Annotated in this window: 14 protein-coding genes; 7 read left to right on the top strand and 7 right to left on the bottom strand. The window is 69.7% G+C overall.

Features of this window, described 5'->3' with window-relative positions; all coding sequences use genetic code 11:
• The first annotated feature begins 99 nt into the window (after positions 1–99).
• The gene (locus tag ACI3KY_RS03060) at positions 100–882 is read left to right on the top strand and encodes a nucleotidyltransferase domain-containing protein (protein WP_404928729.1); all 783 of its coding nucleotides are present in this window, start codon (positions 100–102) and stop codon (positions 880–882) included.
• Between the two features lie 12 nt (positions 883–894).
• Here ACI3KY_RS03060 and ACI3KY_RS03055 read toward each other — a convergent pair whose 3' ends face one another.
• From ACI3KY_RS03055 to ACI3KY_RS03045, 3 genes are all read right to left on the bottom strand, one after another.
• Entirely contained in the window at positions 895–1,809 is a 915-nt protein-coding gene (locus ACI3KY_RS03055; RefSeq protein ID WP_404928728.1) for a carbohydrate ABC transporter permease, read from the bottom strand.
• Positions 1,806–2,723 carry a carbohydrate ABC transporter permease gene (locus tag ACI3KY_RS03050; RefSeq protein WP_404928727.1) on the bottom strand — a complete coding sequence of 306 codons (918 nt, stop codon included), beginning with the start codon at positions 2,721–2,723 and terminating at the stop codon, positions 1,806–1,808. Before ACI3KY_RS03050 ends, ACI3KY_RS03055 begins: the two co-directional genes overlap by 4 nt.
• A gap of 83 nt (positions 2,724–2,806) precedes the next feature.
• Positions 2,807–4,114 (bottom strand): ABC transporter substrate-binding protein, encoded by a 1,308-nt coding sequence (locus tag ACI3KY_RS03045; RefSeq protein ID WP_404928726.1) that lies wholly within the window; start codon positions 4,112–4,114, stop codon positions 2,807–2,809.
• A gap of 278 nt (positions 4,115–4,392) precedes the next feature.
• Between ACI3KY_RS03045 and ACI3KY_RS03040 the strand changes: the two genes are divergently transcribed.
• The 4 genes from ACI3KY_RS03040 to ACI3KY_RS03025 all read left to right on the top strand — a co-directional run bounded on the left by ACI3KY_RS03040 (position 4,393) and on the right by ACI3KY_RS03025 (position 14,627).
• Positions 4,393–7,080: a family 78 glycoside hydrolase catalytic domain gene (locus ACI3KY_RS03040; RefSeq protein ID WP_404928725.1), complete on the top strand. Its 2,688-nt coding sequence runs from the start codon at positions 4,393–4,395 to the stop codon at positions 7,078–7,080.
• A 59-nt stretch (positions 7,081–7,139) separates the two neighbouring features.
• Positions 7,140–9,998 (top strand): family 78 glycoside hydrolase catalytic domain, encoded by a 2,859-nt coding sequence (locus ACI3KY_RS03035; protein ID WP_404928724.1) that lies wholly within the window; start codon positions 7,140–7,142, stop codon positions 9,996–9,998.
• A 129-nt stretch (positions 9,999–10,127) separates the two neighbouring features.
• Entirely contained in the window at positions 10,128–11,135 is a 1,008-nt protein-coding gene (locus ACI3KY_RS03030) for a LacI family DNA-binding transcriptional regulator (protein ID WP_404928723.1), read from the top strand.
• Between the two features lie 285 nt (positions 11,136–11,420).
• A complete protein-coding gene (locus ACI3KY_RS03025; RefSeq protein WP_404928722.1) occupies positions 11,421–14,627 on the top strand; it encodes a glycoside hydrolase family 2 TIM barrel-domain containing protein in 3,207 nt (1,068 codons plus the stop codon).
• A 7-nt stretch (positions 14,628–14,634) separates the two neighbouring features.
• Here the strand turns inward: ACI3KY_RS03025 and ACI3KY_RS03020 are convergent, their stop codons facing one another.
• The 4 genes from ACI3KY_RS03020 to ACI3KY_RS03005 form a co-directional block, all read right to left on the bottom strand.
• Positions 14,635–16,995, bottom strand: coding sequence for a transglycosylase domain-containing protein (locus ACI3KY_RS03020; RefSeq protein ID WP_404928721.1), 2,361 nt, complete (start codon positions 16,993–16,995; stop codon positions 14,635–14,637).
• 79 nt (positions 16,996–17,074) lie between these two features.
• Positions 17,075–18,346, bottom strand: coding sequence for a four-carbon acid sugar kinase family protein (locus ACI3KY_RS03015; RefSeq protein ID WP_404928720.1), 1,272 nt, complete (start codon positions 18,344–18,346; stop codon positions 17,075–17,077).
• Positions 18,339–19,595 carry a RuBisCO large subunit C-terminal-like domain-containing protein gene (locus ACI3KY_RS03010; protein WP_404928719.1) on the bottom strand — a complete coding sequence of 419 codons (1,257 nt, stop codon included), beginning with the start codon at positions 19,593–19,595 and terminating at the stop codon, positions 18,339–18,341. Before ACI3KY_RS03010 ends, ACI3KY_RS03015 begins: the two co-directional genes overlap by 8 nt.
• A gap of 5 nt (positions 19,596–19,600) precedes the next feature.
• The gene (locus ACI3KY_RS03005) at positions 19,601–21,622 is read right to left on the bottom strand and encodes a glycoside hydrolase family 127 protein (RefSeq protein WP_404928718.1); all 2,022 of its coding nucleotides are present in this window, start codon (positions 21,620–21,622) and stop codon (positions 19,601–19,603) included.
• A gap of 243 nt (positions 21,623–21,865) precedes the next feature.
• Between ACI3KY_RS03005 and ACI3KY_RS03000 the strand changes: the two genes are divergently transcribed.
• Entirely contained in the window at positions 21,866–23,209 is a 1,344-nt protein-coding gene (locus ACI3KY_RS03000) for an ABC transporter substrate-binding protein (protein WP_404928717.1), read from the top strand.
• 65 nt (positions 23,210–23,274) lie between these two features.
• On the top strand, positions 23,275–24,156 hold the full coding sequence (locus ACI3KY_RS02995; protein WP_404928716.1) for a carbohydrate ABC transporter permease: 882 nt from the start codon (positions 23,275–23,277) through the stop codon (positions 24,154–24,156).
• The last annotated feature ends 1 nt before the right edge of the window (position 24,157 follow it).

Here is a 24,157-nt window from a genome sequence, read left to right as displayed (position 1 = left end):
CGCGATCCGCAAGTGGGAAAACGCTTGCCTTCGCATCGTACGCGTGGGCTTGCGGAGTGTCGATAACGTGGGGAGCCGATTCGACGCGAAGGAGCACGGATGCTGCAGCAGGAACGGGCGCTGACCGCCTACGTGGACTCGGTGAAGGGCCGGCCCGGTGCGCTCGCCGTCGTGCTCGTCGGCTCGGTCGCACAGGGGCGTGAACGTGAGGACTCGGATGTCGACGTGTACTTCGTCGTCGACGAGGAGCGCTTCGCGGCCGAGACGGTGGCGGGGCGATTCGCGTGGATCGAGCGCCAGGGCGTCGACTATCCCGGCTCGTACATCGACATCAAGCTCGCGAGTCCTTCGTACCTCGCCACCGCTGTCGAGAAGGCCGACGACCCGACCCGTGCGTCGTTCGTCGGCGCACGGATCGCGTGGAGCGTCCTGCCGCGTCTCGATGAGACGGTGGCCCGGATCGCGACCCTGCCCGACGACGTGTGGGACGAGCGCGTCCGGTCGCATGTCGCGCAGGCGCGGCTGTACGGCGCCTACTTCCTCCGTCAGGCGGTCGAGCGCGACGACGGATTCCTCCGCCGCCACGCCGGCCTCCATCTCGCCCTCGCCGCCGCGCGGGCGGCCCTCGCAGCGAGCCACGTCATGCTTCCCGGACCGAAGTACATCTCGAAGCTCGTGCACTCGGTGCCCACCCCGCAAGGCTTCGTCGACAGCTGGACTCAAGTGGTGGACGACCCCGACATCGAGTCGGGCCGCGAGCTGCTCCGCATCCTCGACGAGTGGCTGGGCGACGGTCTCACCCCCGACGAGGCGCTGTCGACGTTCATCCGCGACAACGAGCTCGCCTGGCTCCGCGGGACCGTGCCCGCGGAGTTCTGGTGAACGCACCGCCCATCACCCCTTGACCGCTCCGCTGGTCAGGCCCGCCACGATCTGCCGGTTGAAGAAGATGTACATGATCAGCGGCGGGATCGTGATGAGCAGGATGTCCATGAACAGCAGGTTCCACTGACTCAGGTTCTGGCTCTGGAAGTTGTACAGGGTGAGCTGCACTGTCGCGTTCGCATCCCCGGGCAGGAAGTACAGCGGGCCGGTGAAGTCGTTGAACACGCGCACCGCCTGCACGACGATGATCGTGATCATCACCGGGCGCAGCAGCGGCATGACGACCGAGAAGAAGAGCCGCATCGGCCCCGCTCCGTCGATGATCGCGGCCTCGTCGAGCTCGCGCGGGATCGTCGAGACGAACGCGCGGAAGAGCAGGATGCAGAACGAGAGGCCGAAGGCCGCCTCGATGAGGATCATGCCCGGCATCGTCTTGAAGAGACCGAGACCTTGCAGCACCCAGATCGTCGGCACGACCGCCGGGGGCACGATCAGCCCGGCGAAGACGAGGAAGTAGACGATGGCGTTCCAGCGGGACTTCCGCCGCTGCAGCACATAGCCGACGGCCGCCGAGAAGACCACCATGATCGCCACGCTGACCACGGTCAGCACCGTGCTGTTCACGAAGGCGCGCAGGATGATGAAATCGCGCGTCTGCAGCACCGTCAGGAAGTTGTCCCAGAGGAACCAGCCCTGCTGCGGCAGGGAGAACTCGAACAGCGAGGCTTCCTGCGGGTTCTTCGCCGCGGTGAGGAAGATGAACGCGAAGGGCACGATGAAGACGATGATCGAGAGGATGATCGCGATGACGCCCACGACGTACTTGCGGAGGAACTTCCGCAGGGTGAGCGGCCGACGATCCTCGCGAGCTGCGCGGCGGACAGCGCGTGCGTCCGCGGTCGTGATGGTGCGCGTGACGGTCATGATTCCACCTGCCGACGGTTGATGAAGTAGAAGATCGGCACGACGATGGCCGTCACGATGACGAAGAGCACGACGTTGCCGGCCGTCGACAGGCCGTAGAAGCCCGCCTGGTACTGCTTGTAGATGACCGACGCGATCACGTCGCTCGAGAACCCGGGGCCGCCTCGGGTCATGGCCCAGATCAGCTCGAACGACCTCAGGCCGCCGATGAGCGAGAGCAGCACGACGGTGCCGGTCGCGGGCACCACGAGCGGGAGCGTGATGTTGCGGAAGACCTTCCAGGCACCGGCCCCGTCGACACGGGCCGCCTCGAAGTACTCCTGGGGGATGGCGACGATGCCGGCGATGTAGATGAGCGTCGCGATGCCGACGCCCTGCCAGACATCGACCAGCGAGACGGAGTACAGGGCGAGCGAAGGGTCGGTGAGCCACGCCGGGCCCTGGATGCCGATCGCCGCGAGCGACTTGTTGATGAGGCCGTCGAACGGGTCCATCAGAACCTTGAACGTGATGCCGACGCCGATGGTCGAGACGAGCACCGGGAAGAAGATGGTCGCGCGGAGGTACCCCCGGCCGAGGATCGAGCCCGTCAGCAGCAGGGCGAGGGCGAGACCGAGCACGACCTTCAGTCCGGAGGTGATGAAGCCGTAGATGAAGGTGTTGATGAGGCTCTGGTAGAGCATCGGCTCGGTGAAGAAGGTCACGAAGTTCTGGAAGCCGATGAACTCGACGTCGAAGAGCGACCAGCGGGTGAGGCTGAAGTAGAACGACGCGAAGGTCGGGACGGCGAACAGGACGATGAAGAGGAGTCCCGCCGGGATGTAGAACCAGAGCGGATAGGGGCTCCTCATCGAGCGTCGCGCGTGCGGCGGTGGCGCGGCGGTGTTCTTCCGCGCGGGGGCGAGCGTCGTCATGTCATCTCCATTGATGTGGAAGGGGGGCCGCGCCGCGGACGACGCGACCCCCGAATCGGATGCTGTTCAGACTCGCGTCCGGGTCACCAGCCTTCGAGGCCCAGCTGCTGGGCCTGCTTGACGACATCCTCGTCGTAGAGAGCGGCGCCCTCCTCGGCCGAGCTGATGCCGGAGCCCACCTGCACCGTGATGTTCTCGAGGTTCGGTCCCTTGATGGGCGAGAGGAACTCGAGTGCGGGGTTGGTGTTGCCCTCGTCGAAGTACACCTGCATGTCCTTCAGGAGGCCGGGGACGTCGTCCGGCAGGGTGCAGGCGTTCGCGTACGGGCCGCTCGGCACCATGGCGGTGTTCTGCACATCGCAGCCGGCCTCGGTCTGCGTGAAGGCGACGAACTTCTTCGCGGCATCGAGCTTGTCGCCCTCGGTCGTCTTCGGGATGTAGATCGCGTTCGGCAGCCAGACTGTCAGCTTCGTGTCGGCCGCGTCCTGCGCGGGCAGCGGGAAGACGCCGACATCCTCGAGTTCGTCGGGGTTGTTCTGCGCGATCGTCGAGACGATGCCGGTGAGGATCGGGTAGTGCGCTCCCTCCCCGGTCGCGATCATGCGGGCGCCGTCGTCGAACAGTGCGGAGCCGAAGTCCTCGTTCCACCAGCCGGCTTCGAAGCCCGCCTGCTGGTTGGCGAAGCCCTCCAGCGCCGGCTCGTCGACGTACTTGCGGTTGCCCGCCGTGTATTCCTCAGCCCAGTCGGGGTCTGCTGCCAGCACGTTGCCGAAGTCGCCCAGCACGAACAGCTGGCTCGTCCAGGTGTCGCCGTAGGTCTGGATGACCGGAGTGATGCCCGCCGCCTTGATCGCCTCGTTGTTGGCGGCGAACTCATCCCACGTGGTCGGGATCTCGAGACCGAGGTCGGCGTAGATCTTCTTGTTGTAGACCACGGCGCCCGCCTGGGTCGCGCCCCACGGCGCCCCGTACACGCCGTTGTCGGTCGAGACGACGGCGGTCATCGTGTCGATGAGGTCGCCGGTCCAGTCCTGGTCGTCGAGCCGGACGAGGTTCTGGTCAGGGTTGAGAGCCTGGAACAGCGAGCCGGAGTTGTAGTGGAAGACGTCCTCCATCTCGCCGGTGGCGAGCTTCGTCTTCATCAGGTTGTCGCCCTCGGTGCCTGCGGGCTGCGTCTCGAGCTTCACCGAGATGTCGGGGTTCTCGTCTTCGAACGCCTCGATGAGCGCCTTGGCCGCGGCGACGTTCGCCTCGGCGTTCTGGGTGAGATACGTGATCTCGACCTTGCCGTCGTCGGACCCGCCACCACCGCTGCACGCGGCCAGCGGCAGGGCCAGTGCCACGATGCCCGCGCCTGCGAGGAGCACTCTCCTGGTCGGGGAGCTCTTCATCTTTACCTCCTTGTAAAGCTGAGCGGACGATCCGCCCACATTGCCGGAATCCTTGGTGCTTCGTCGAGTGGATCAGGGTGCCTCGGGCATTGAAACCATTCAACCCTCGTAACGTACGTCCCATTCGACCCCGAGGTCAACCATCGTTCTCGCAACGGGCGATCACGATCGTGTAACGGTCTACACTGCTGCGACGCGATGGTTGACAGACAAGCATGAATCGTTTCACGATGGTGCAGCGGGTCGGCGACGCGGCCGCCCGGCGAAAGGACACAGCCATGACGGCGCTTCCCCTCTCCGACGCAGTTGACGCCGCCACGCGCGTGGCGGAGGTGCGGACCCAGCACGGCTCCGGACTTCTCGGTGTTCCCCGCACGGGTCTGCGCATCAACTGGCGGGCGGAGAGCGGAGACCCCGATGCCCGCATCCTCGGGCATCAGCTGGCGTGGGGCGAGGAAGGCTCGTCTCTCATCCTCCAGGAGCCCGTCGCGTCGACCCGCACGGTCGGGGTGGAGATCCCGGGGTCGCTGGCTCCGCGCGAGCGTCGCGCCTTCTCGGTGCGGGTCGCGACCGCCACCGGCTGGACGCCCTGGAGCGAGCCGCTCGTCGTCGAAGCCGGTGTCGAGGGCCCCGACCTGGAGGCATCCGTCATCGGCGCCGACTCGCCCCCCGATGGGCCCGTTCCGCTGCTGCGCACCGAGTTCACCCTGGATCGCACGCCCGGCTCGGCGCGCCTGCGCCTCAGCGCCCTCGGCCTCGTCGACGCGTGGATCAACGGCACCCGCGCCTCCGACGCCCTCCTGACGCCGGGGTGGACCTCGTACCGGGAACGCATCCTGATCGACACCCTCGACGTCACCCCGCTGCTCCGCGAGGGCGTGAACGTCATCGTGCTCGCCGTCGCCGACGGCTGGTACCGCGGCAGCTTCGGGTTCGCGCGTCGCCAGGCCATCTACGGCGACCGCACCGGCGCGCTGGCGCAGCTCGAGGCCGACGGCGAGGTGGTGGCGAAGACGGATGCCTCGTGGCGGGCCGGTCTCGGAGCGCTGCGCAGCGCGAGCATCTACGACGGCACCGTCACCGATCTGCGCCTTCACGATCCCGCGGTGCACGCGCCGGGCTTCGCGGACGCGGCCTGGGTCGCGGCATCCGTCATCGACGTGGATCCTGCCCGCTTCGAGCCGCGGTCGGCACCGCCGGTGCGTGTCGTCGCCGAACTGCCGATGCGGGCAACGCCCCATGACGGACGCGCGCGCCTGGACGGCGGTCAGAACGTCTCCGGCTGGGTGCGGCTGACGGTGCGCGGGCGCGCCGGCGATGTCGTGACCGTGCGTCACGCGGAGGTCCTCGAGCCCTCGGGCGATCTGCACGTGAAGGCACTGCGGTCGGCGAAGGCCACCGACGTCTACACCCTCGACCGCGACGGGGAGCGCACGCTCGAACCGGCCTTCACCTTCCACGGCTTCCGCTACGCCGATGTCGCCGGTGCCGAGGTCGTCTCGGCCACCGCCGTCGCCATCTCGAGCGACCTCGCCCCCCGCAGCACGTTCTCGTCGTCGCACGAGGCACTCGACCGCTTCCACTCGAACGTGTTCTGGTCGCAGCGCGACAACTTCGTCTCGGTGCCGACCGACTGCCCGCAGCGCGACGAGCGCCTCGGCTGGACGGGCGACGCCCAGGCGTTCGCCGCGACGGCGAACACCCTCATGGACACCGAGTCCTTCTGGCTCTCATGGCTGCGCGACCTCGAGATCGACCAGACGGACGAGGGCGGCGTGCCGGCGGTCGTGCCCGACATCATCCGGCCGCAGGACATGCTGATGGGCGGCGTGCAGACACCGAACATGGGGCGTGCCGGATGGGCGGATGCCGCCACCATCATCCCCCTCTCGGTCTACGAGTCGTACGGCTCCGACGAGGTGCTGCGGCGTCAGCGCGAGAGCATGCGGCGCTGGGTCGATCACCTGACCCGTCGCGCCGGCGACGACGTCGTGCTCGCGCCGGGCGACTACCAGTTCGGCGACTGGCTCGACCCCGACGCGCCCGGCGAGCGGCCGTGGGAGGCGAAGGTCTCGAGCGACTTCGTGTCGAACGCGTTCTACGCGCACTCGGCGCGCCTGCTCGCTCGCGCCGAGCGCATCCTCGGCGATGCGGTGACCGCCGATCGGTATGACACGCTCGCCGACCGCGTGGGGGCCGCGACGTTCGAACGCTGGGGTGAGGAGGCGGTCCTCACGCAGAGCGGCGCGGCGATCGCCCTCGAGTTCGGGCTCGCCCCCGCCGCCCGCCGCACCGAGATCGCGGACGGGCTCGCCGAGAACGTGCGCCGCGAGAACGGCCGCATCGCCACCGGCTTCCTCGGCACCCCGCTGGTGCTCTTCGCGCTCTCTCACAGCGGCCACCTCGACGAGGCGTACCTGATGCTGCTCCGGCGCGAGGCACCGTCGTGGCTCTACCAGGTCGACCGCGGCGCGACCACCGTGTGGGAGCGCTGGGACGCGATCCTGCCGGACGGCAGCATCCACTCGGGCGCCATGGACGCCCTGCCCACGGAGGATGCCTCCGAGGACGAGACCGGCATGCTCTCGTTCAACCACTACGCCTACGGGGCGATGATCGACTGGGTGTACCGCACGGTGGCGGGCCTCGCCCCGGACACCGACGACCCGGGGTACCGCACCGTGCACGTGGCGCCTCGCCCGGCGGCGGGGCTCGACCACGCGTCGGCGTCGATCGGCACCCCGCAGGGCCGCCTGGCGATCGCCTGGCGCGTCGACGGCGACGTGTTCGAAGCCACGCTCGAGGTGCCGTTCGGCTCCCGTGCGGTGCTCGACCTCCCCATCACGGCGGAGTCCACCGCGACCGTCGACGGGGCCCGGGTGCCCGCCGAACTCCGTCATGGCACGCACCGCATCGTCGTCACCGCTCCCGCCGTCGCGGTGCCGAGCATCGTCGTCTCGGCCTGATCGCGGCATCCGTGCATCCCGACGATCCCCACCACACCGACCATCTTCAGAGGAGAGCCATGAGCAGCCCCGTCCCCACCGTCAGCCCCGTCGCCACCGTCCTCACCGACGCGCCGCACGGCAGTGACGTCGTCGCGTCGCCCGCCCCCGAGATCGGCTGGCGCACCGAGACCACCACGCCCGGCTGGCTGCAGGCGAATGCCGAGATCGAGCTCACGCGCGACGGCGACGTGTCCACGCACCGTGTGGAGGGCCGCACGTCCACCAGGGTCGCGTGGCCGTTCGCTCCGCTCGCGCCGCGCGAGCGGGCCTCGCTGCGGGTGCGGGTGACCGGTGAAGACGGCGTGCAGGGCGAGTGGAGCGAACCCCGTCACGTGGTCGCGGGATTCCTCGGTGACGGCGAGTGGCAGGCCACGACCATCGGCCTTGCGGCGCCGGAGCACACGGCTCAGCCCGCGTACCTGCGTACCGAGTTCCAGGCGACCGGGCCCGTCGCCCGGGCCACCCTCTACGCGACGGCCGTCGGGGTGTACCAGGTCGCGATCGACGGCGTCGACGTCGACGACCAGGTGATGAAGCCCGGCTGGACGCCGTACGAGCAGCGGACGATCCACGAGACGACCGATGTGACCGCGCTCGTCGCCGAGGGGGCCAACGCGATCGGGGTGCGGCTCGCGGGCGCGTGGGCGACCGAGCGCTTCGGCTTCCGCGACAGTGCGCGCCCGCTCTACGGCGACCAGCCCCGGTTCGCCGCGCAGCTGCTGCTCGAGTACGCCGATGGATCGAGCGAATGGGTGATGACGGATGCCTCGTGGCAGGCGTCGACCGGCCCGCTCACCGCCAGCGGGCTCTATGCCGGTGAGGACTACGACGCCCGCTTGGCGCTGGTCGACGCCGAGGGCCGCGGCTTCGCCCAGGCGGGATACGCCGCCGACGGCTGGGAGGCCGCCGCCGAACGTGAGCCCATCCGCACCCCCGAAGCGCGGGTGTCGCCGTTCGTGCGGCGCCTCGAAGAGCTGAGCGTCCAGGAGGTCATCACGACGCCCAGCGGCCGGACGGTGCTGGACTTCGGGCAGAACCTCGTCGGCCGGCTGCGGCTGCGGGTATCGGGTCCGGCCGGCACCGAGATCACGCTGCGGCATGCCGAGGTGCTCGAGCATGGCGAGCTCGGCACGCGACCGCTGCGCGCGGCCGCGGCGACCGACCATTACACGCTGTCGGGCGAAGGCCCGGGCGACGGCGGGGTCGAGGAGTGGGAGCCCGAGTTCACCTTCCACGGCTTCCGCTACGCCGAGGTGGACGGCTGGCCGGGCGAGTTCGATCCGTCCGCGGTCACCGCGCTGGTGATCCACAGCGATATGGAGCGCACCGGCTGGTTCGAGGCATCCGATCCGCTCGTCGATCGGCTCCACGAGAACATCGTGTGGGGCCTGCGCGGCAACTTCCTCTACCTGCCGACCGACTGCCCGCAGCGCGACGAGCGCCTGGGCTGGACGGGCGACATCCAGGTGTTCGCGCCGACGGCGGCGTTCCTCTACGACGTGCGCGGGTTCCTCGACTCGTGGCTGCGGGATCTCGCGATCGAGCAGGTCGACGGCGTCGTGCCCTTCGTGGTGCCGAACGCCCTCGGCGTCGCCCGGCCCGCTGCCGCGTGGGGGGATGCCGCCACCATCGTGCCGTGGGTGCTGCATGAGCGATATGCCGACGTCGCGACCATCGAGCGCCAGTACCCCAGCATGAAGGGCTGGGCCGACGTGCTCATCGGGCTTGCCGGTCCGCGGCGGCTGTGGGAGGGCATGTTCCAGTTCGGCGACTGGCTCGACCCCGACGCGCCGCCGGAGCAGCCGGCCAACGCGAAGACCGACGGCGACATCGTGGCCTCGGCGTACCTCTTCCGGTCGGCCGATGCCGTGGCGCGTGCCGCCGCGCTCCTCGGCAGGGACGACGAGGCGCGACAGTACGCCGCGATCGCCGACGAGGTGCGCGCCGCGTTCCTGGCGGAGTACGTGACCCCCGCCGGACGCATGATGTCGGACGCCCAGACCGCGTACGCGATGGCGATCGTCTTCGACATCGCCCCCGCCGACCAGCAGGAGACGCTGGGTGCCCGCCTCGCCGAACTCACGCGGCTGTCGGGGTACCGTATCGGCACCGGGTTCGTCGGCACGCCCATCATCCAGGACGCGCTGACCCGCACCGGTCACCTCGAGACGGCGCGGCGCCTGCTCACGCAGACAGAGAACCCGTCGTGGCTGTACCCCGTGACCATGGGCGCGACGACGATCTGGGAGCGCTGGGACTCGATGCTGCCCGACGGGTCGATCAATCCCGGCGAGATGACGTCGTTCAACCACTACGCGCTCGGCGCGATCGGCGACTGGCTGCACCGCGTCGTCGCCGGCCTGGCCCCCGACGCGCCCGGATACGCCCGCCTGCGCATCCAGCCGCACCCGCTCGCGGGCCTCGACCACGCGTGGGCCGAGCACCTCACCCCGTACGGCACCGCTCGTGCCGGATGGGTCCGCGCCGGAGGCGTCATCCGGATCGAGGCGATCGTGCCGGCCAACACGACGGCCGTCGTCGTGCTGCCCGACGGACGCGAGCTCGAGATCGGCTCGGGCACGCACGAGTGGGAGGTGCAGGATGCCGCGCCGGCGGCCGCCGCGTCCCACATCGGTCTCGACTCCACCCTGGCCGCCGTCATCGACGACCTCGACGCCTATCGTGCGGTCGGCGAGGTGCTCGAGGCGGCGAACCCCGAGGCGGCCCACGCGTTCCGCACGAACACGAAGTGGTCGGAGCGCCGCGAGCTGGGCGAGGCGCTGTTCATGCACGCCGGTCCCGACACGCAGCGCGCGATCGCCGAGCGGCTCGCCGAGCTGTCGGCGCAGCGTGAGGAGACGACGGCCCATGCCTGATCGCGCGGCGCCCGGTGGGGCGGCTCGGCTCCGGGGGCGCTGTCGCGCCGCTGGGGCTTCGCCCCACGGGCGCTGCTGCGCACCCGTGCCCTACACTCGCGGACAGCAGCAGGAAGTCTGGGGGAAGCCATGGTGGTGAGTGTGCGGGATGTCGCGGCTGCGGCATCCGTCTCGGTCGGCACGGTGTCGAACGTCCTCAACCGCCCCGAGAAGGTGTCGCCGGCGACCGTCGAACGTGTCACGCAGGCGATCGAGGACCTCGGCTTCGTGCGCAACGACGCCGCCCGGCAGCTGCGCGCCGGACGCAGCCGCAGCATCGCGCTCATCGTGCTCGATGCCGGCAACCCGTTCTTCGCCGAAGTCGCCCGCGGCGCGGAGGACCGCGCCGCCGAGTCGGGCATGAGCGTGCTGCTCGGCAACAGCGACGAGCGGTCCGACCGTGAGGATGCGTACATCGAGCTGTTCCGCGAGCAGCGCGTGAACGGCGTGCTCGTCACGCCCGTCGACGGCGATCTCGAACGGCTCGCCCGTCTGCAGAGCGGCGGGGTGCCGGTGGTGCTCGTCGACCACGAGGATGCGGAACGGGCGTTCGGATCCGTCTCGGTCGACGACGTCGAGGGCGGCTATCTGGCCGTGTCGCATCTGTTGTCGACGGGGCGCCGGCGCATCGCGTTCATCGGCGGCCCGCGCTCGCTCCGTCAGGTCGCCGACCGTCTCGAAGGAGCACGCCGGGCGGTCGCGGAGGTGCCCGGTGCCACGCTCGAGGTCATCGAGATGTCGGCGCTCTCGGTGCTGCAGGGACGCGAGGCCGGCGAACTGCTGCGGGGCCGGTCCGCAGCCGATCGGCCCGATGGCGTGTTCACGGCCAACGACCTCCTCGCGGTCGGCGCCCTGCAGGCGTTCACGCTGATGTCCGACGTGCGGGTGCCCCGCGACATCGCCCTGATCGGCTACGACGACATCGACTTCGCCTCGGCGACCGTCGTGCCGTTGAGCTCCATTCGCCAGCCCGCGCACCTGATCGGCTACACGGCGGTCGACCTGCTCCTCAAAGACCTCGAGGAACCCGAGGGCGGGCACGAGCGCACGGTGCGCTTCCAGCCGGAACTCGTGGTGCGGGAGTCGACCGCCGGCTGAGCCGCGCGGCCGCACGCGTCGCGTGGTCGGGGGTCGCGGGGCGCATCGCCCGCGCGGCGGACGTCGCGTGTTCGGGGGTCAAGTGTTGCGGCTTGGGCGACGGCGTCGCCGCGTGTCGTGACCCTTGAGTGGGCGTGGCCGTGTTTCGGGGGTCGCGTGTTGCGGGTTTGGCGACGGCGCTACCGCGTGTTGTGACCCCCGAAGGCGGGGACATGGCTCGCGGTAGGGCGCTGCTCCGGCTTAGACTGCAATGGCATTCAAGTGAGAATGGATATGCAGCCCCACATGGACACGCAGACGAATACGCCCGACACGTTGCCCACCGCGCCGTCACTCGACTCAGCCGCGGGGGAGCAGCGGTACTGGGAGAGCACCTCGCCGGGATCTGGAAGACGGATGCCGCGGGCCGACGCCGTCAGTGACGCTCCGGTGCAGAGCCTCAACGGGACCTGGCGCTTCCGCCTTTCGCCTACCGCCGCCGGGACGGGGTCCGCCTTCCTGGCCGACGAGTTCGACGACTCTGCGTGGGACGCCATGCCCGTGCCGTCGCACTGGGTGCTGCAGGAGTTCACGCCCCTCGTCGGTGGTCCTGCGCGACGCATGCTCGGCACCGCCGAAGGACCGCTCTACACAAACACCGCATATCCGATCCCGCTGGATCCGCCGCGGGTGTCCAGCGCGAATCCGACGGGCGACTACCGCCTCGTGTTCGACGTCGCGGCCGACTTCGGGCCGGCCGTGCTGCGGTTCCAGGGCGTGGACTCGTGCGGCAAGGTCTGGCTGAACGGCGAGGAGCTCGGCTGGTCGATGGGCAGCCGGCTGCCGTTCGAGTTCGACGCGCCGGTCCGTCCTGGCCGCAACGTGCTGTGCGTGCGTGTGCACCGATGGTCGGCGGGCACCTACCTCGAAGACCAGGACATGTGGTGGCTGCCGGGCATCTTCCGCGATGTCGAGCTGCTCTCGCGCCCGGCCGGCGCCATCGACGACCACTTCGTGCACGCCGACTACGACGCGGCGACCGGTCTCGGCACGCTGCGGGTGGATGCCTCGACCGAGGCGGTCGTCGAGATCCCCGAGCTCGGCATCCGTATGCCCGCCGGAGAGACCGCGACACTCGCCGTCGATCCGTGGAGTGCGGACGCCCCGCGGCTCTACCGAGGCACGCTGCGCTCGAGCGGTGAAGCGGTCGAGCTGGCCGTGGGGTTCCGTCGGGTCGAGATCGTCGACGGGGTGTTCACGGTGAACGGGCGCCCGGTGACGTTCCGCGGCGTGAACCGGCACGAGCACCACCCCGGCACCGGGCGGACGATCGACCGCGAGACGATGGTCCGCGACATCGTGATGATGAAGCGGGCGAACATCGACGCCGTGCGCACGAGCCACTACCCGCCGCATCCCGAGTTCCTGCGGCTGTGCGACGAATACGGCCTGTGGGTGGTGGTCGAGGTCGATCTCGAGACGCACGGGTTCATCTACGAAGGCTGGGCGCACAATCCTCCCGCACTGCCGGAGTGGCGCGAGGCGATCATGGACCGCCTGCGCCGGACCGTGGAGCGCGACAAGAACCGCCCGAGCGTCGTGGTGTGGTCGCTGGCGAACGAGAGCATGACCGGCGAGGGCTTCAGCGAGATGCGGCGGTGGCTCGATGACCGCGATCCATCGCGAGCGGTGCTGTACGAGCGTGACCCGAGCTATCGCGACTCCGACTTCTACTCGCTCATGTATCCGTCGCTCGAGCTGCTCGCGCAGATCGGGCGGCGCGAGGAGCCGCGCGGCGGCCGGCTCAGCATGCACGGCATGGTCTTCGGCGATGCGGACGCGGTCGCTCCGTTGCCCGACGGCGTCACCGAGGCTGACGAGGAGCGCCGCCGGGGGCTGCCGTTCCTGCTCGTCGAGTACGCGCACGCCATGGGCAACGGACCCGGCTCGCTGCAGGACTACTGGCGCATCATCAATGCGCACGACCGGCTCTGCGGGGCGTTCGTGTGGGAGTGGATCGACCACGGCTTCCATGCCGTGACCGACGACGGTGCGCCGTTCGTGATGCACGGCGACGACGTCGAGTACGAGCCCAAGGGCGGCCGCTTCAGCCTGCACGGCCTGGTCTTCAGCGACCGCACGCCGACTCCGGGACTGGTGGAGCTGGCCAAGGCGCACGAGCCCGTGTCGATCGACATCGCCGCTGACGGCCGGGTGCACATAATGAACAATCGACATTATGTAGACACGAGCGATCTCGCGTTCCGCTGGACCGTGGAGGCTGTGGGCGAGGCCGTCGCGTGGGGGACGCTGCCGCTGCCGGCCGTGACCGCCGGCGAGGCGATGCACGTGAAGATTCCGGATGCCGCGGCCGCGGCGATCGCCGACGCCGAGGCTTCTGGAGCCGATGACATCGTGCTGACGGTCGAAGCCGCGCTCGCCGCCGACGCCCTGTGGGCTCCGGCGGGTCATGTGATCGCCTGGGGACAGCGCGTCGTTCCGGGGAGGGGCGCCCCTGGGTCGTCAGAGGGAGGCGAGACGCTGCCTGAGGAAGCCGCGGCGCCACAGCGCAGCGGCTCGTCGCCACAGCGCAGCGGCGCGTCGCCGCAGGCGACCGGCGAAACCTTTGCTTCCGTCGCTCCCCAGACGGATGCCGCGGGAGAGCGTGCCGGCGACGGCAGCCTGCTCTCCTTGGGTGCGGGGCGGTTCGACGCCGCGACCGGCCACCTGGTGCGGCTCGGCGACCTCGACATCGACGGACCCACGCTGGATCTCTACCGTGCCCCGACCGAGAACGATCACGGCCAGGGTGACCACAACAACATCGCGGCGGTATGGCGCAAGACGATGCTCCACCGGCTGCTGCATCGGGTGGACGACGTCTCCGTGAGCGATGGGCGGCTACGGGTCACGGGGCGGACCGCACCTCGATCGCACCCGCACGGGGTGCAGTGGACGATGACGTGGACGCCGGACGGCGATGCGCTCGTGCTCGACGTGGACGTCGACTTCGTCGGGCCGTGGACGGACACACCGTACCTGCACCGTGACATCTGGGTGCCGCGACTCGGCCTGCTCTTCGCGCTCCCGGGTGCGGCAGAGCGCGTCAGCTGGTTCGGCCGAGGACCGGGCGAGACGTACGCCGACTCGTTCGAAGCCTCCCGTGTCGGGCGGTTCGCACGATCGATCGACGAGCTTCAGGTGCCGTACCCGGTGCCCCAGGAGAACGGCAACCACGTGCAGACGCGCTGGCTCGAGGTCGCCGGGCGCGGCATCCCGTCGCTGCGAGTCGAGGGTCGGCCGCTGTTCGACTTCACCGCCCGTCGGTGGACGTCGCACGATCTCGACCGTGCGTCCCGGCCGTATGAGCTGGTCGACTCGGGGCGGGTGTGGCTCAACATCGATCACGCCCAGCAGGGACTCGGGTCGGCATCCGTGGGTCCTGCGCTGCCGGAGCAGTACCGCGTTCCTCGAGAGCGGACGACCTGGAGTGTGCGGCTCGAATCGCTGTGACGGCGGATCAGTCGTCCGGAGGGGGACTGGGGGCCGGTCCCGCGGGTCGACGCACCAGCTCGGCGGGCGGTGCCGGGAACGAGCCACCCGGGTAGAGCTGGTTGGCGGTGAGCTGGATGTCCCGCGCCAGCGGAAGACGGATCGTGGACAGCACGCGGCCGTTGTGCGAGGCGCGGAAGACGTCGGCCTTTCCATCGACGTTCCCCACCCACACGGCTGTCGTCACCCGGGTGCTCGACTCCACCAGCCAGGTCTGGAGCTGCTCGTGGGTGCCGGTCTTGCCGATCATCGGTGTGCCGTCGTTCGGGTTGCCGCCCGAGCCCGTGCCGCCCGGGACCATCACGCCCTGCAGCGCGAACGCGGTCGCGGCCGCCACCTCGGGGCTGATGACCTGTGAGCACCGGTCGCCCGGCACCGGAAGCTCCATGCCATCCGCGTTGACCACACGCTCGATCACGCGGGGCACGCAGCGGACGCCGTTGTTCGCGACCGTGGCGAACGCCGACGCCATGGCGACCGGCGCGATGCTGTTCGTCCCGATGATCGCGGCCGCACCGTCGACGTCCACCCGCGAGCCGTCGCCGCGGGTCACGCCCATGCGGGTGGCGACGTCCTCGATGTCGCACAGGTCGAGCTTCTCGGCCATGCCCAGGAAACCGCTGTTCAGCGATTGCGCGGTGAACTGCAGGGGCGTACCCGTGTAGCCCGGAACGCCGCCGAAGTTGCGCACGACGTGGTTCTCGCGATTGATCCAGGTGCCCTCGCACCGGTCCTGGAGGCGCGGGATGGCGCGCAGACTGCCGTTGACGGTCTCGGAGAGCGTGTGCCCCGTCTCGAGCCAGTCCACGAGGGTGAACAGCTTGAAGGTGGATCCGGTCTCGAATCCGGTCGAGACGCCGTGCACAAGATCGCCCGCGTAGACCAGCGAGGTGTAGGCGGGGTCGGCGGCGGAGACGTCCCGGTCTTCGGTGAATCGGTTGTTCTGGCTGATCGCCAGGATGCGGCCCGTCGCGGCCTCGATGCTGACCGACGCCGATCCGAAGTACATCCCCGGCATCGTCTCGGGCGCGTACCGTCGCATCGCGTCCTGCGACGCGTTCTGCACCCGCCAGTCCAGTGTCGTGTAGATGTTCAGCCCCTCGCGGGTCAACGACTGCTGTCGCTGCTGCGGCGTCTCGCCGAACGCGGCCGCGTAGTCGGGATCCTGCCGCACGGTGTTGACCACGTACTGACAGAAGAAGGGCGCGGACGTGGCCACGCATCCGACATGCGCGGGTTGCAGAGTCGGAACGATCGGCTCGATGGCCGCCGCGACGTACTGGTCCGCGGTGATGCGCCCGTCCTCCCGCATCCGGTCCAGTACGTAGAGCTGCCGACCTTTAGTCGCGCTGTAGCCATCGCCGGCCGCCAGATACTGCTCCGGGGTGATCGTGCCGTCGGCGAGGAGCGTATCCAGCGCCGCGAGCGTGCCCGGCGTCACATCATCGATCAGGCCGTCGGCGGCCTTGTTGTACGTGGCGCCGTCCCCGCCGGTGATGGACCCCGTCGGTCGGTCGATGCGGAACGTGTTCGGGTTCTGCACGATGCCCGCAAGCGTCGCCGCCTGGGTCAGCGTCAGCCCCGCCGCCGTCGTGCTGAAGTAGTAGCGTGCGGCGGCCTCGATGCCGTAGGTCGTGCCGCCGAAGTTCGCGATGTTCAGGTAGCCCAGCAGGATGTCGTTCTTGGAGTACTGCTGCTCGAGCTGGACGGCGTAGCGGATCTCCTGCAGCTTGCGCTGGTAGCCGTCGACACCGCTCGCCTGGGTGGCGCCGAGCCAGCAGTCCCGCAGCACGTCGGCGCGCGACTCGGCATCGGTGGCGACGGCGTCGCGCTCGCATCGCTGCACCAGCACGTTCTTGACGTACTGCTGGCTGATCGACGAGCCGCCCTGGACCGCGTTTCCCTGCGCGTTGCGGATCAGAGCCCGCGTCGTGCCCAGGATGTCGACGCCGCCGTGCTCGTAGAAGCGCGGGTCCTCGGAGGCCAGGATCGCGTCGTACATGACGGGCGCGACCTGGTCGAACTCGATGGGAACGCGATTCTGGTCGTAGAACGACGTGAGCTCGACGTCCTGTCCGGTCGCGGGATCCCGCGCATAGATCGTCGTCGGCAGCATGAGGCGATCGATCGCCAGGTAGCCCGGCAGGCCGTCGAACAACGAGACGGCAGCGCTCGCCGCGTGTCCGGAGAGGGCGAGGAGGGGGGCGAGAGGTGCGATCACCAGCAGTCCGGCGATCGCGCTGAGCGCCACGAGCCCCACCAGGCCGCCGACGACCCCCGCGAGTGTCCGCCTGTACGGCGGCATCCCCGTGTTCTGCGAAGAAACCACTGGTGACGGCTTCACGAGGCGTCCAATGTCCGGTTGGACACAGCATCGCAGACCGCCGGTGATTTCGCGACGGGTCGAGCTACCGCGGGGCGTCGCCTTCGAGGGCGGCGACGTCGAGGAAGAGCGAGTCCGACCCGACCTGCCCGCCCTTGAGCAGCAGTTCCAGCCCGTCGATCGAGGGGTCGTGGGCATGGGCGCGCAGCAGGACGACGTTGCCCCACGGGTTCGCGGCGATCGACAGCGACTCGACCCCGAGCAGCCGGGTCACGCGGCTGGACGTGTCGCCGCCGGCCACGATCACCCGCCGTGCCGCGCCGCCGCGGGCGACGGTGGAGATGACGGATGCCGCGGCCTCGGCGATCGCCTCCAGCACCGGCCGCGCGCCCGCCGTCGCGGTGTCGGCGTCGTCGGAGGTCAGGACGACCCCGCGCCCGGCGCGCAGCGCCCCGTCGACCTCGGCGGTCACAGCCGCCGGCACGGACTCGTCCAGCGGCAGGGGCCGGACCAGCCAGCCCGCGGCGGCCGCGGCATCCGCCTGCCGGCGGGTCTGCGCGGAGCGGCTGCCCGACACGACGAGCACCGGACCGTGAGCCGCGGTCGAGGCGGGCAACGACGGTGCCTCGCCCGGCGCCGCGGCGGCGACGCCATGGGAGAGCCCGCCGGAGCCGATCGCGAACACCGGGGTCGGCAGGGAACCGAGCGCCTGGCCGATCGTGACGAGGTGCTCGTCGGTGAGGGCGTCGAGCACGAGACCGGCTTCCGTCGCGTCCTGAAGTCGCGCCGCGAGGTCGTCGAACCCGACGAGCGGCACCGACCCGATCGGAAGCTCCGTCTGGCGGCCGATATGCACGGCGAGGTCGGCCTCGGTCATCGGCGTCGAGGGGTGTTGCGACATGGTCGGCTGGCGGTCGAGCCGGTACACGGTGCCCCGCTCGGCGGCGAAGTGCTGGCCGAAGAGGGTGTAGCGGCCGAAGTCCGGCTGGGCGAAGAGCATCGGCACGGCGCGGTCGCCGAAGACCTCGCGGGAGAGCTCGACGACGCGGCCGAGGCTGCCGACCTGCGGTGCGGAGTCCGCTGTCGAGCACGCCTTGTACTGCACGAGGTCCGGCTCGAGGTCGGCGAAGGCGGCGAACACGGGGCGCAGTTCGTCGTCCATCTCGGCCGGCGCGAGGGATCGCGAGATCCCGGCCACGCCGATCACATCGACCTCGTCCGCGGCGCGGCGCAGGGTGGCGGCATCCGGAAGTCCCGTGAAGAGGCGCCCCGTCCAGCCGCGCCGGGCGAACTGCAGCAGCGCGTCGACGCTGCCGGTGAAGTCGTCGCCGTAGAAGGCGACGCGGGCCCTAGACACGGACCGGGCCGAACAGCTCCGCCGCCCGGCGCAGCGCGGGGGAGTTCTCGAACGCGTGGTCCGCGGACTCGCCACGCGCGGCCGAAGCCCACGCCTCGCGCATGCTGGCCACCCCGGCGGCCGCACCGTCGGGATGCCCGTGGATGCCGCCGCCGGCGAGGACGAGCAGGTCGGTAGTGCCCACCGCGGCGTACGTGGCGTGCGCGAGGCCGCCCCATTGTCCCGACGACAGCACCGGAAGCGTCGGCGTGAGGCCGAGGAGCGGCTCGCGCACGGCCGCGATGGAGTCGAGCACCTGGTCGTCCGTCTCGTAGAACTTGTTGCTGATGCCGTTCGTGTGCAGGTGGTCGGCGCCGGCGAGCCGCGCGAGCTTCTGCCACGCACGGAACCCTATGCCCACCTGCTCCGAGCGGCCGAACGAGCCGAACATGGCGCGATGACCGTGGATCGGCACCTCGCTGTGGCGCCGGAGGAACTCCAGCCCCGGCAGGCCGATCAAGTTCACGCACGCCATCACGCAGGTGCCGCCCGCGCCGACGACGAGGTCGTGGTTCGCCTCGAGGCGCCCGATGTCGTCGGTGATGTTGAACGCGTACATGGGCTTGCGGCCGGTGCGGTCGGCGTAGCGCTCGAGCACGGGCATCACGGCGCGCACGCGCTCCGCGAGAGGGGCCGACGGCCCGTTGCCCTGCAGCTCGTCGTCCTTGATGAAGTCGATGCCGGCCTCGGCGAGCTCCGACACCACCTCGGCGAGCTCGGTCGGCGAGAGCCCGATGCTCGGCTTGACGATCGTGCCGATCATCGCGCCGTCGGGCCGGCCCACCAGCCGTCGTGTGCCCTCGACGCCGAACGCCGGACCGGCGTAGCGCTCGGCGAACGCCGGCGGCAGCTCGAGGTCGATGAGACGGATGGCCGACAGCTCTTTGATCTCGAACAGGTTGCCGGCGACCGCTGCCAGGAGGTTCGGCAGCGACGGCCCGAAGTTGTCGAGCGGGAACCGCAGCCGCAGCCGCGCGCGGCGCCGGAGCGCGGGATCGCCGACCGATCCGGGGAGGGGCGACGCGCCAGTGAGCGGAAGCTCGTCGAGGGAGTCGACCTGCGCGGCGAACCGCGCACGCAGGTCGTCGGATTCGCGCTCCACCCGCACGAAGGTGCCGGTGGACTGCTCCCCGGCGAGCACCTCTGCCGCATGCTGCAGCGGCAGGGAGGTCTCGATGACGTAGGTCGCGGTGACGTGCTGAACAGACATGCGCGTCACCAGACCAGGGGGAGCCAGACCGACATCTCGCCGGCGCCGCGGTTGCCCCACGCGAAGTAGGGGACGAGCCGCACGGGCGCGGGGGCGAGATCGGCGTCGGCGACGTCGTCGTACAACGCCGTCTCGGCGGTGCCGGGCAGGACGACCGCCTCGGTCTCGAGGGCGACGACGCGGTGGCCGGCGATCTCGGCGTCGGTCGGCGTGAAGCGCGCGCCGCGGCGGAGGGCGACCTGCTCGAGCACGACGCCGTCGGGCAGGTCGGCGCTCTCCACGCAGTAGACGACGGGTCCGCGGCGCACCGCGACCTGGTTGGTGGCCTCCTCGGCCAGGCGGTGGGCGCGGAGCACCCGGGCGGGCATCGGCAGCGTCAGCTCGATGAGGTCGCCCTGCTGCCATTCGCGCTCGATGCGCGCGTACGAGCCCGGCTCGCTCACCGCCACCGGCTCGCCGTTGACGGTGAGCGTGGCCCCCGACGACCAGCCCGGGATCCGCAGCTGCAACGGGATGGCGCGGCCCGCGGCACTTGCGCTGAGCGAGGAACGAGACGAAGCGTCCGTGACGGTGAAGGCGATCCGCTCGCTCCAGGGATAGTCGCTGTCCTCGCGCAGGGCGAGCCGGCCGCCGTCCTCCGTCGCGACGTCGAGGGCACTCCCGCCGTACAGGTGGACGTACAGTCCCCCCTCGCCGACGGATGCCGCGCGCTCGTGGAAGCGGGCCAGGGTGCGCGCGATGTTCGGCGGGCAGCAGAAGCAGCTGAGGTACGGCTCGCGCAGTCGCTCGTCGGAAGGCGGAGGCGGTGGCGTCGGGTGGAGAGCCGTATCGCCCGGGCGGCGGAGCGGGTAGGGAAGGTCCCGCACCTGGCGGAGCGGGTTCGTGTAGAAGTACTCCGAGCCCGCGAGGCTGATGCTCGCGAGCAGGCTGTTGAAGGCCACCTGCTCGATGACGTCGGCGTACTTCGCGTCACCCGTGAGCGACAGCATCCGCTCGCCCCACAGGATGAGCCCGATGTTCGCGCACGATTCGTTGTGCGCGGTGGTGTGCGGGAGCTGGTACGAGCGGCCGTAGGCCTGATGCACGCGGCTGATCTGGTCCTGCCACGGCGAGCCGGCGGGCGACGCGCCATCGTAGAGCGCTCCCGCCCCGCCGGTGATGTAGAGCTTGGTGTCGACGACGTCGTGCCAGAGCCGCTCGAGCACCGCCTCGAGCTCGTGGTCGCCGTTCTCGGCGATGAGGTCGGCGAGACCCGCGTAGAGGTAGTTCGCCCGCACCGCGTGGCCCGCGACAACGGTCTGCTCCCGCACCGGGAGGCGGTCCTGGTTGTCGTCGCCGCCCTCGAAGTCGTCGCGCACCCGGATGAACGCCTCGGACAGGCGCAGGTACTGCTCGTCACCGGTCGCGCGATAGAGGTCGATGACGGCCATGTAGTGGGACGGGCAGATGGCGCTGCGGGCGAGCTCCAGCGGCTTGTTGGTCGCGAGGTCCTCGAGGAAGCCGGCGGCCTTGCGCGCGGCATCGAGCAGCGTCGTCGACCCGGTCACCTCGTAGTGGCGCACGCCGGCGGTGATGAGATGGCCGAGGTTGTAGGTCTCGAAGTTGAAGCGGTCGGCGAGCGCGATCGCGTCCTCATGGTGGCGACTCGCGATGATCGTCGGCGTGTGGAGGTACCCGTCGTCGCGCTGCACCGAGGCGATCAGCTGGGCGATCTGCTCGATGCGGGCGGCGAGCGCGGGGTCCGGATCGGTCTCGAGGCGGGCGATGGCCGCCTCGAGCCACTTGTAGAAGTCGCCGTCCATGAACGGCGGGCCGGCGTGCTCGCCGCTCTCGAGGCCGGCTGCGATGCGGAAGTTGGTGAGGCCTGCGCTGATGGCGGGGTCGCTCAGCGAGGACCAGATCTGCGGGATCGTCACATCGCGCGTGCGATCGTGGATGTCACCCCAGAAGCCGCTCGCCCAGCGCGCACTGTCGGCGCCGAGGGGTCGCAGCCGGGCGTGCGCCCGGGTCGCGGTGGTGGCGGTCATGGCTGTTCCTTCCGAGTGGCGTTCAGTCTCGTGCTCGCTGCGGCGTCGCGGCAAGCCGGGTGCGGTGCAGGTCAGAGTAGGCAGGGTTGAAAGTTCTCGCAATGCTGCATGGAAATGCAGTCTAACCCTTGAATCGTGTCAAAGTGAATAGAATTTCAGTACTGACTGTTGACACACATCGAAATCGTGCCTACTGTCGTGCTCGTACCTTTCACCCGCATGGTCGTCGTCAAGGAGGACGCTATGAACACACGCAGCAACCGTCGCCGCATCGCGGCGCTGGGGATCGCACTCGCCGCCGTGCTGCCGCTGGCAGCCTGCGCCGGCGGCAGCACCGGCAACGACGGTGGTTCCTCTGACGGCGGCGCCGGCGCCGGAGGCACCGATCCCGACACGTTCACCGTGATGACGGCGAATGAGAACCCCGTGCTCGAGGAGCAGCTCACCGCACTGTCCGAGGGCGCCTGCAAGGCCGAGAACAAGGCACTGCCGCTCGAGCACCAGAAGGTCGCACAGGCCGACACCGTCCAGAAGGTCACGCTGCTCGCCAGTCAGGGAGCGCTGCCGACCCACTCGATCGCGGGCACCGCCCTCATCCGTCCCGATGGCGACCTCAACGCCGCCGGTCTCGTGGGCGACCTCAAGGCAGCCCTTGAAGACGCCGGCACCTGGGACAACGTGCTGCCCGCCGCGGCATCCACTGTCGAGCAGGTCTACGGCGGCATGTACTCGATGCCGTACCAGTACAACATCGAGGGGATCTTCTACAACAAGGAGATCCTCGCCGACAACGGCATCGACGAGCCGCAGACGTGGGACGACCTCGTCGACGCGGCCGACACGCTCGCCGACGCGGGCGTCGTGCCGATGACCGAGGCCGGCGCCAACGGCTGGCCGCTCACCCGCATCATGGGCATGTACATCTTCCGCAACGTCGGACCCGACGCGATGGCCGCCGTCCGCGACGGCGACGCCAAGCTCACCGACCCGGAGTACGTCGCCGGCGCGCAGGCGCTCGCGGACTTCGCGGAGGCCGGCTACTTCGGCGAGGGCTTCTCGACCCGCGACGGCGACACCTCGTCGAACATGTTCCTCACCGGCCAGGCCGCGATGACCTACGACGGATCGTGGCTGCTGAGCGCGATCAACGACCCCGAGCGCAACGAGATCGGCGGCGAGAACGTCGGCTTCATGCCGTTCCCCGAGGTCGACGGCGGTAAGGGCTCGATCGACCAGTACGCAGCGAACGCGGGTGCCCCGATGATCATCAACGCCGAGCAGTTCGGCCCGAAGGTCGTCGACTGGGTGAGCTGCATCGCCGAGAACTACGGCCAGCAGGCTCTGCAGGATGCCGGCGTCATCTCGGGCTTCAAGGTCAACGGCGACGTCACCGACATCTCGGAGAACACCGCCGAGATCCAGGAGCGGATCGCCGGGATCGACGAGACCGTACTGTGGTTCGAAGCCCTGATGGACTCGAAGAGCAACTCGCTGGCGTCGACCAACGTGACGCTGCTCACCACGGGGCAGATGACGGCCGAGGACTACATGGCCCAGCTGCAGGCGAGCATCGACGCCAACGGCTGAGACCCCTCACCGGCTCCCCGGGCTCACGCTCGGGGAGCCGGCTCACGACAGAAAGCAGTTCGCAGATGAACTCGATCTTCGGAGATCGGAAGACGATCTTCATCCTGCTGGCACCGGCCCTCGTGCTGTACACCCTTCTGAAGGTCGTGCCGGTGGGCTGGTCCCTCGGCCTCTCGTTCTTCGAGGGCAACTCGCTCCGCGGCTTCGACTGGGTCGGGCTTCAGAACTTCACCACCTTCTTCACCGACCCGGCCGCTCTCCAGTCGATGTGGGTGAGCGTCTTCTTCGCCATCGTGGCCACGGCCCTCCAGGTCGCGCTGGGCTATGGGCTGGCCCTCCTCTACGTCTTCGTTCTCCGCAAGGGCTCCACCCTGGTGCGGACGCTCGTCTTCTTCCCGACGGTGCTCCCCACGGTGGCCGTGGCCATGCTGTTCCGCAGCTTCGTGGCGGTCGGCGACAACCAGGGCCCGATCAACGACATCATCAACTTCTTCGGCGGCGACAGCGTCGAGGTGCTGGCGTCGACCGTCGGCACGATGACCACGGCCATCGCCATGACGCTGTGGAGCTCGATGGGCTTCTACGCCGTGCTCCTCTACGCCGGCCTTCTCGACATCCCCGAAGAGGTCATCGAGTCGGCCCGTCTCGACGGGGCCAACGGCTTCAAGCTCGTCCGCCACATCGTGGTGCCGCTGTCGCTGCCCATCCTGCTGTCGTCGATCATCTTCAGCCTCAACGCCACACTCAAGGTCTTCGACAGCCTGCTCGCCCTCAACGGCGGCGGGCCGGGCACCTCGACCGCGCCGATGACGCTCTACATGTACCGCACCGCGTTCGAGTACGCCGAGTACGGCTACGGCTCCACCATCGCCGTGATCCTCACCGCGCTCTGCCTCGTGTTCACTCTCGCGATCTTCCGATCGTCGCGCCGCAAGGCGGAGGTCTGAC

It is taken from the genome of Microbacterium sp. ZW T2_14, from assembly GCF_044987405.1.
In the GTDB taxonomy this organism is placed as follows: Bacteria; Actinomycetota; Actinomycetes; order Actinomycetales; family Microbacteriaceae; genus Microbacterium.
Note: the sequence above shows the minus strand (reverse complement) of the source record. Positions and strands in the feature narration are given on the sequence as shown.

Coding starts and splice junctions, on each gene's coding strand:
- ACI3KY_RS03010 (WP_404928719.1), bottom strand. CDS start 19,595: ATGTCTGTTCAGCACGTCACCGCGACCTACGTCATCGAGACCTCCCTG.
- ACI3KY_RS03025 (WP_404928722.1), top strand. CDS start 11,421: ATGGACACGCAGACGAATACGCCCGACACGTTGCCCACCGCGCCGTCA.
- ACI3KY_RS03030 (WP_404928723.1), top strand. CDS start 10,128: ATGGTGGTGAGTGTGCGGGATGTCGCGGCTGCGGCATCCGTCTCGGTC.
- ACI3KY_RS03000 (WP_404928717.1), top strand. CDS start 21,866: ATGAACACACGCAGCAACCGTCGCCGCATCGCGGCGCTGGGGATCGCA.
- ACI3KY_RS03035 (WP_404928724.1), top strand. CDS start 7,140: ATGAGCAGCCCCGTCCCCACCGTCAGCCCCGTCGCCACCGTCCTCACC.
- ACI3KY_RS03060 (WP_404928729.1), top strand. CDS start 100: ATGCTGCAGCAGGAACGGGCGCTGACCGCCTACGTGGACTCGGTGAAG.
- ACI3KY_RS03005 (WP_404928718.1), bottom strand. CDS start 21,622: ATGACCGCCACCACCGCGACCCGGGCGCACGCCCGGCTGCGACCCCTC.
- ACI3KY_RS02995 (WP_404928716.1), top strand. CDS start 23,275: ATGAACTCGATCTTCGGAGATCGGAAGACGATCTTCATCCTGCTGGCA.
- ACI3KY_RS03040 (WP_404928725.1), top strand. CDS start 4,393: ATGACGGCGCTTCCCCTCTCCGACGCAGTTGACGCCGCCACGCGCGTG.
- ACI3KY_RS03045 (WP_404928726.1), bottom strand. CDS start 4,114: ATGAAGAGCTCCCCGACCAGGAGAGTGCTCCTCGCAGGCGCGGGCATC.
- ACI3KY_RS03050 (WP_404928727.1), bottom strand. CDS start 2,723: ATGACGACGCTCGCCCCCGCGCGGAAGAACACCGCCGCGCCACCGCCG.
- ACI3KY_RS03055 (WP_404928728.1), bottom strand. CDS start 1,809: ATGACCGTCACGCGCACCATCACGACCGCGGACGCACGCGCTGTCCGC.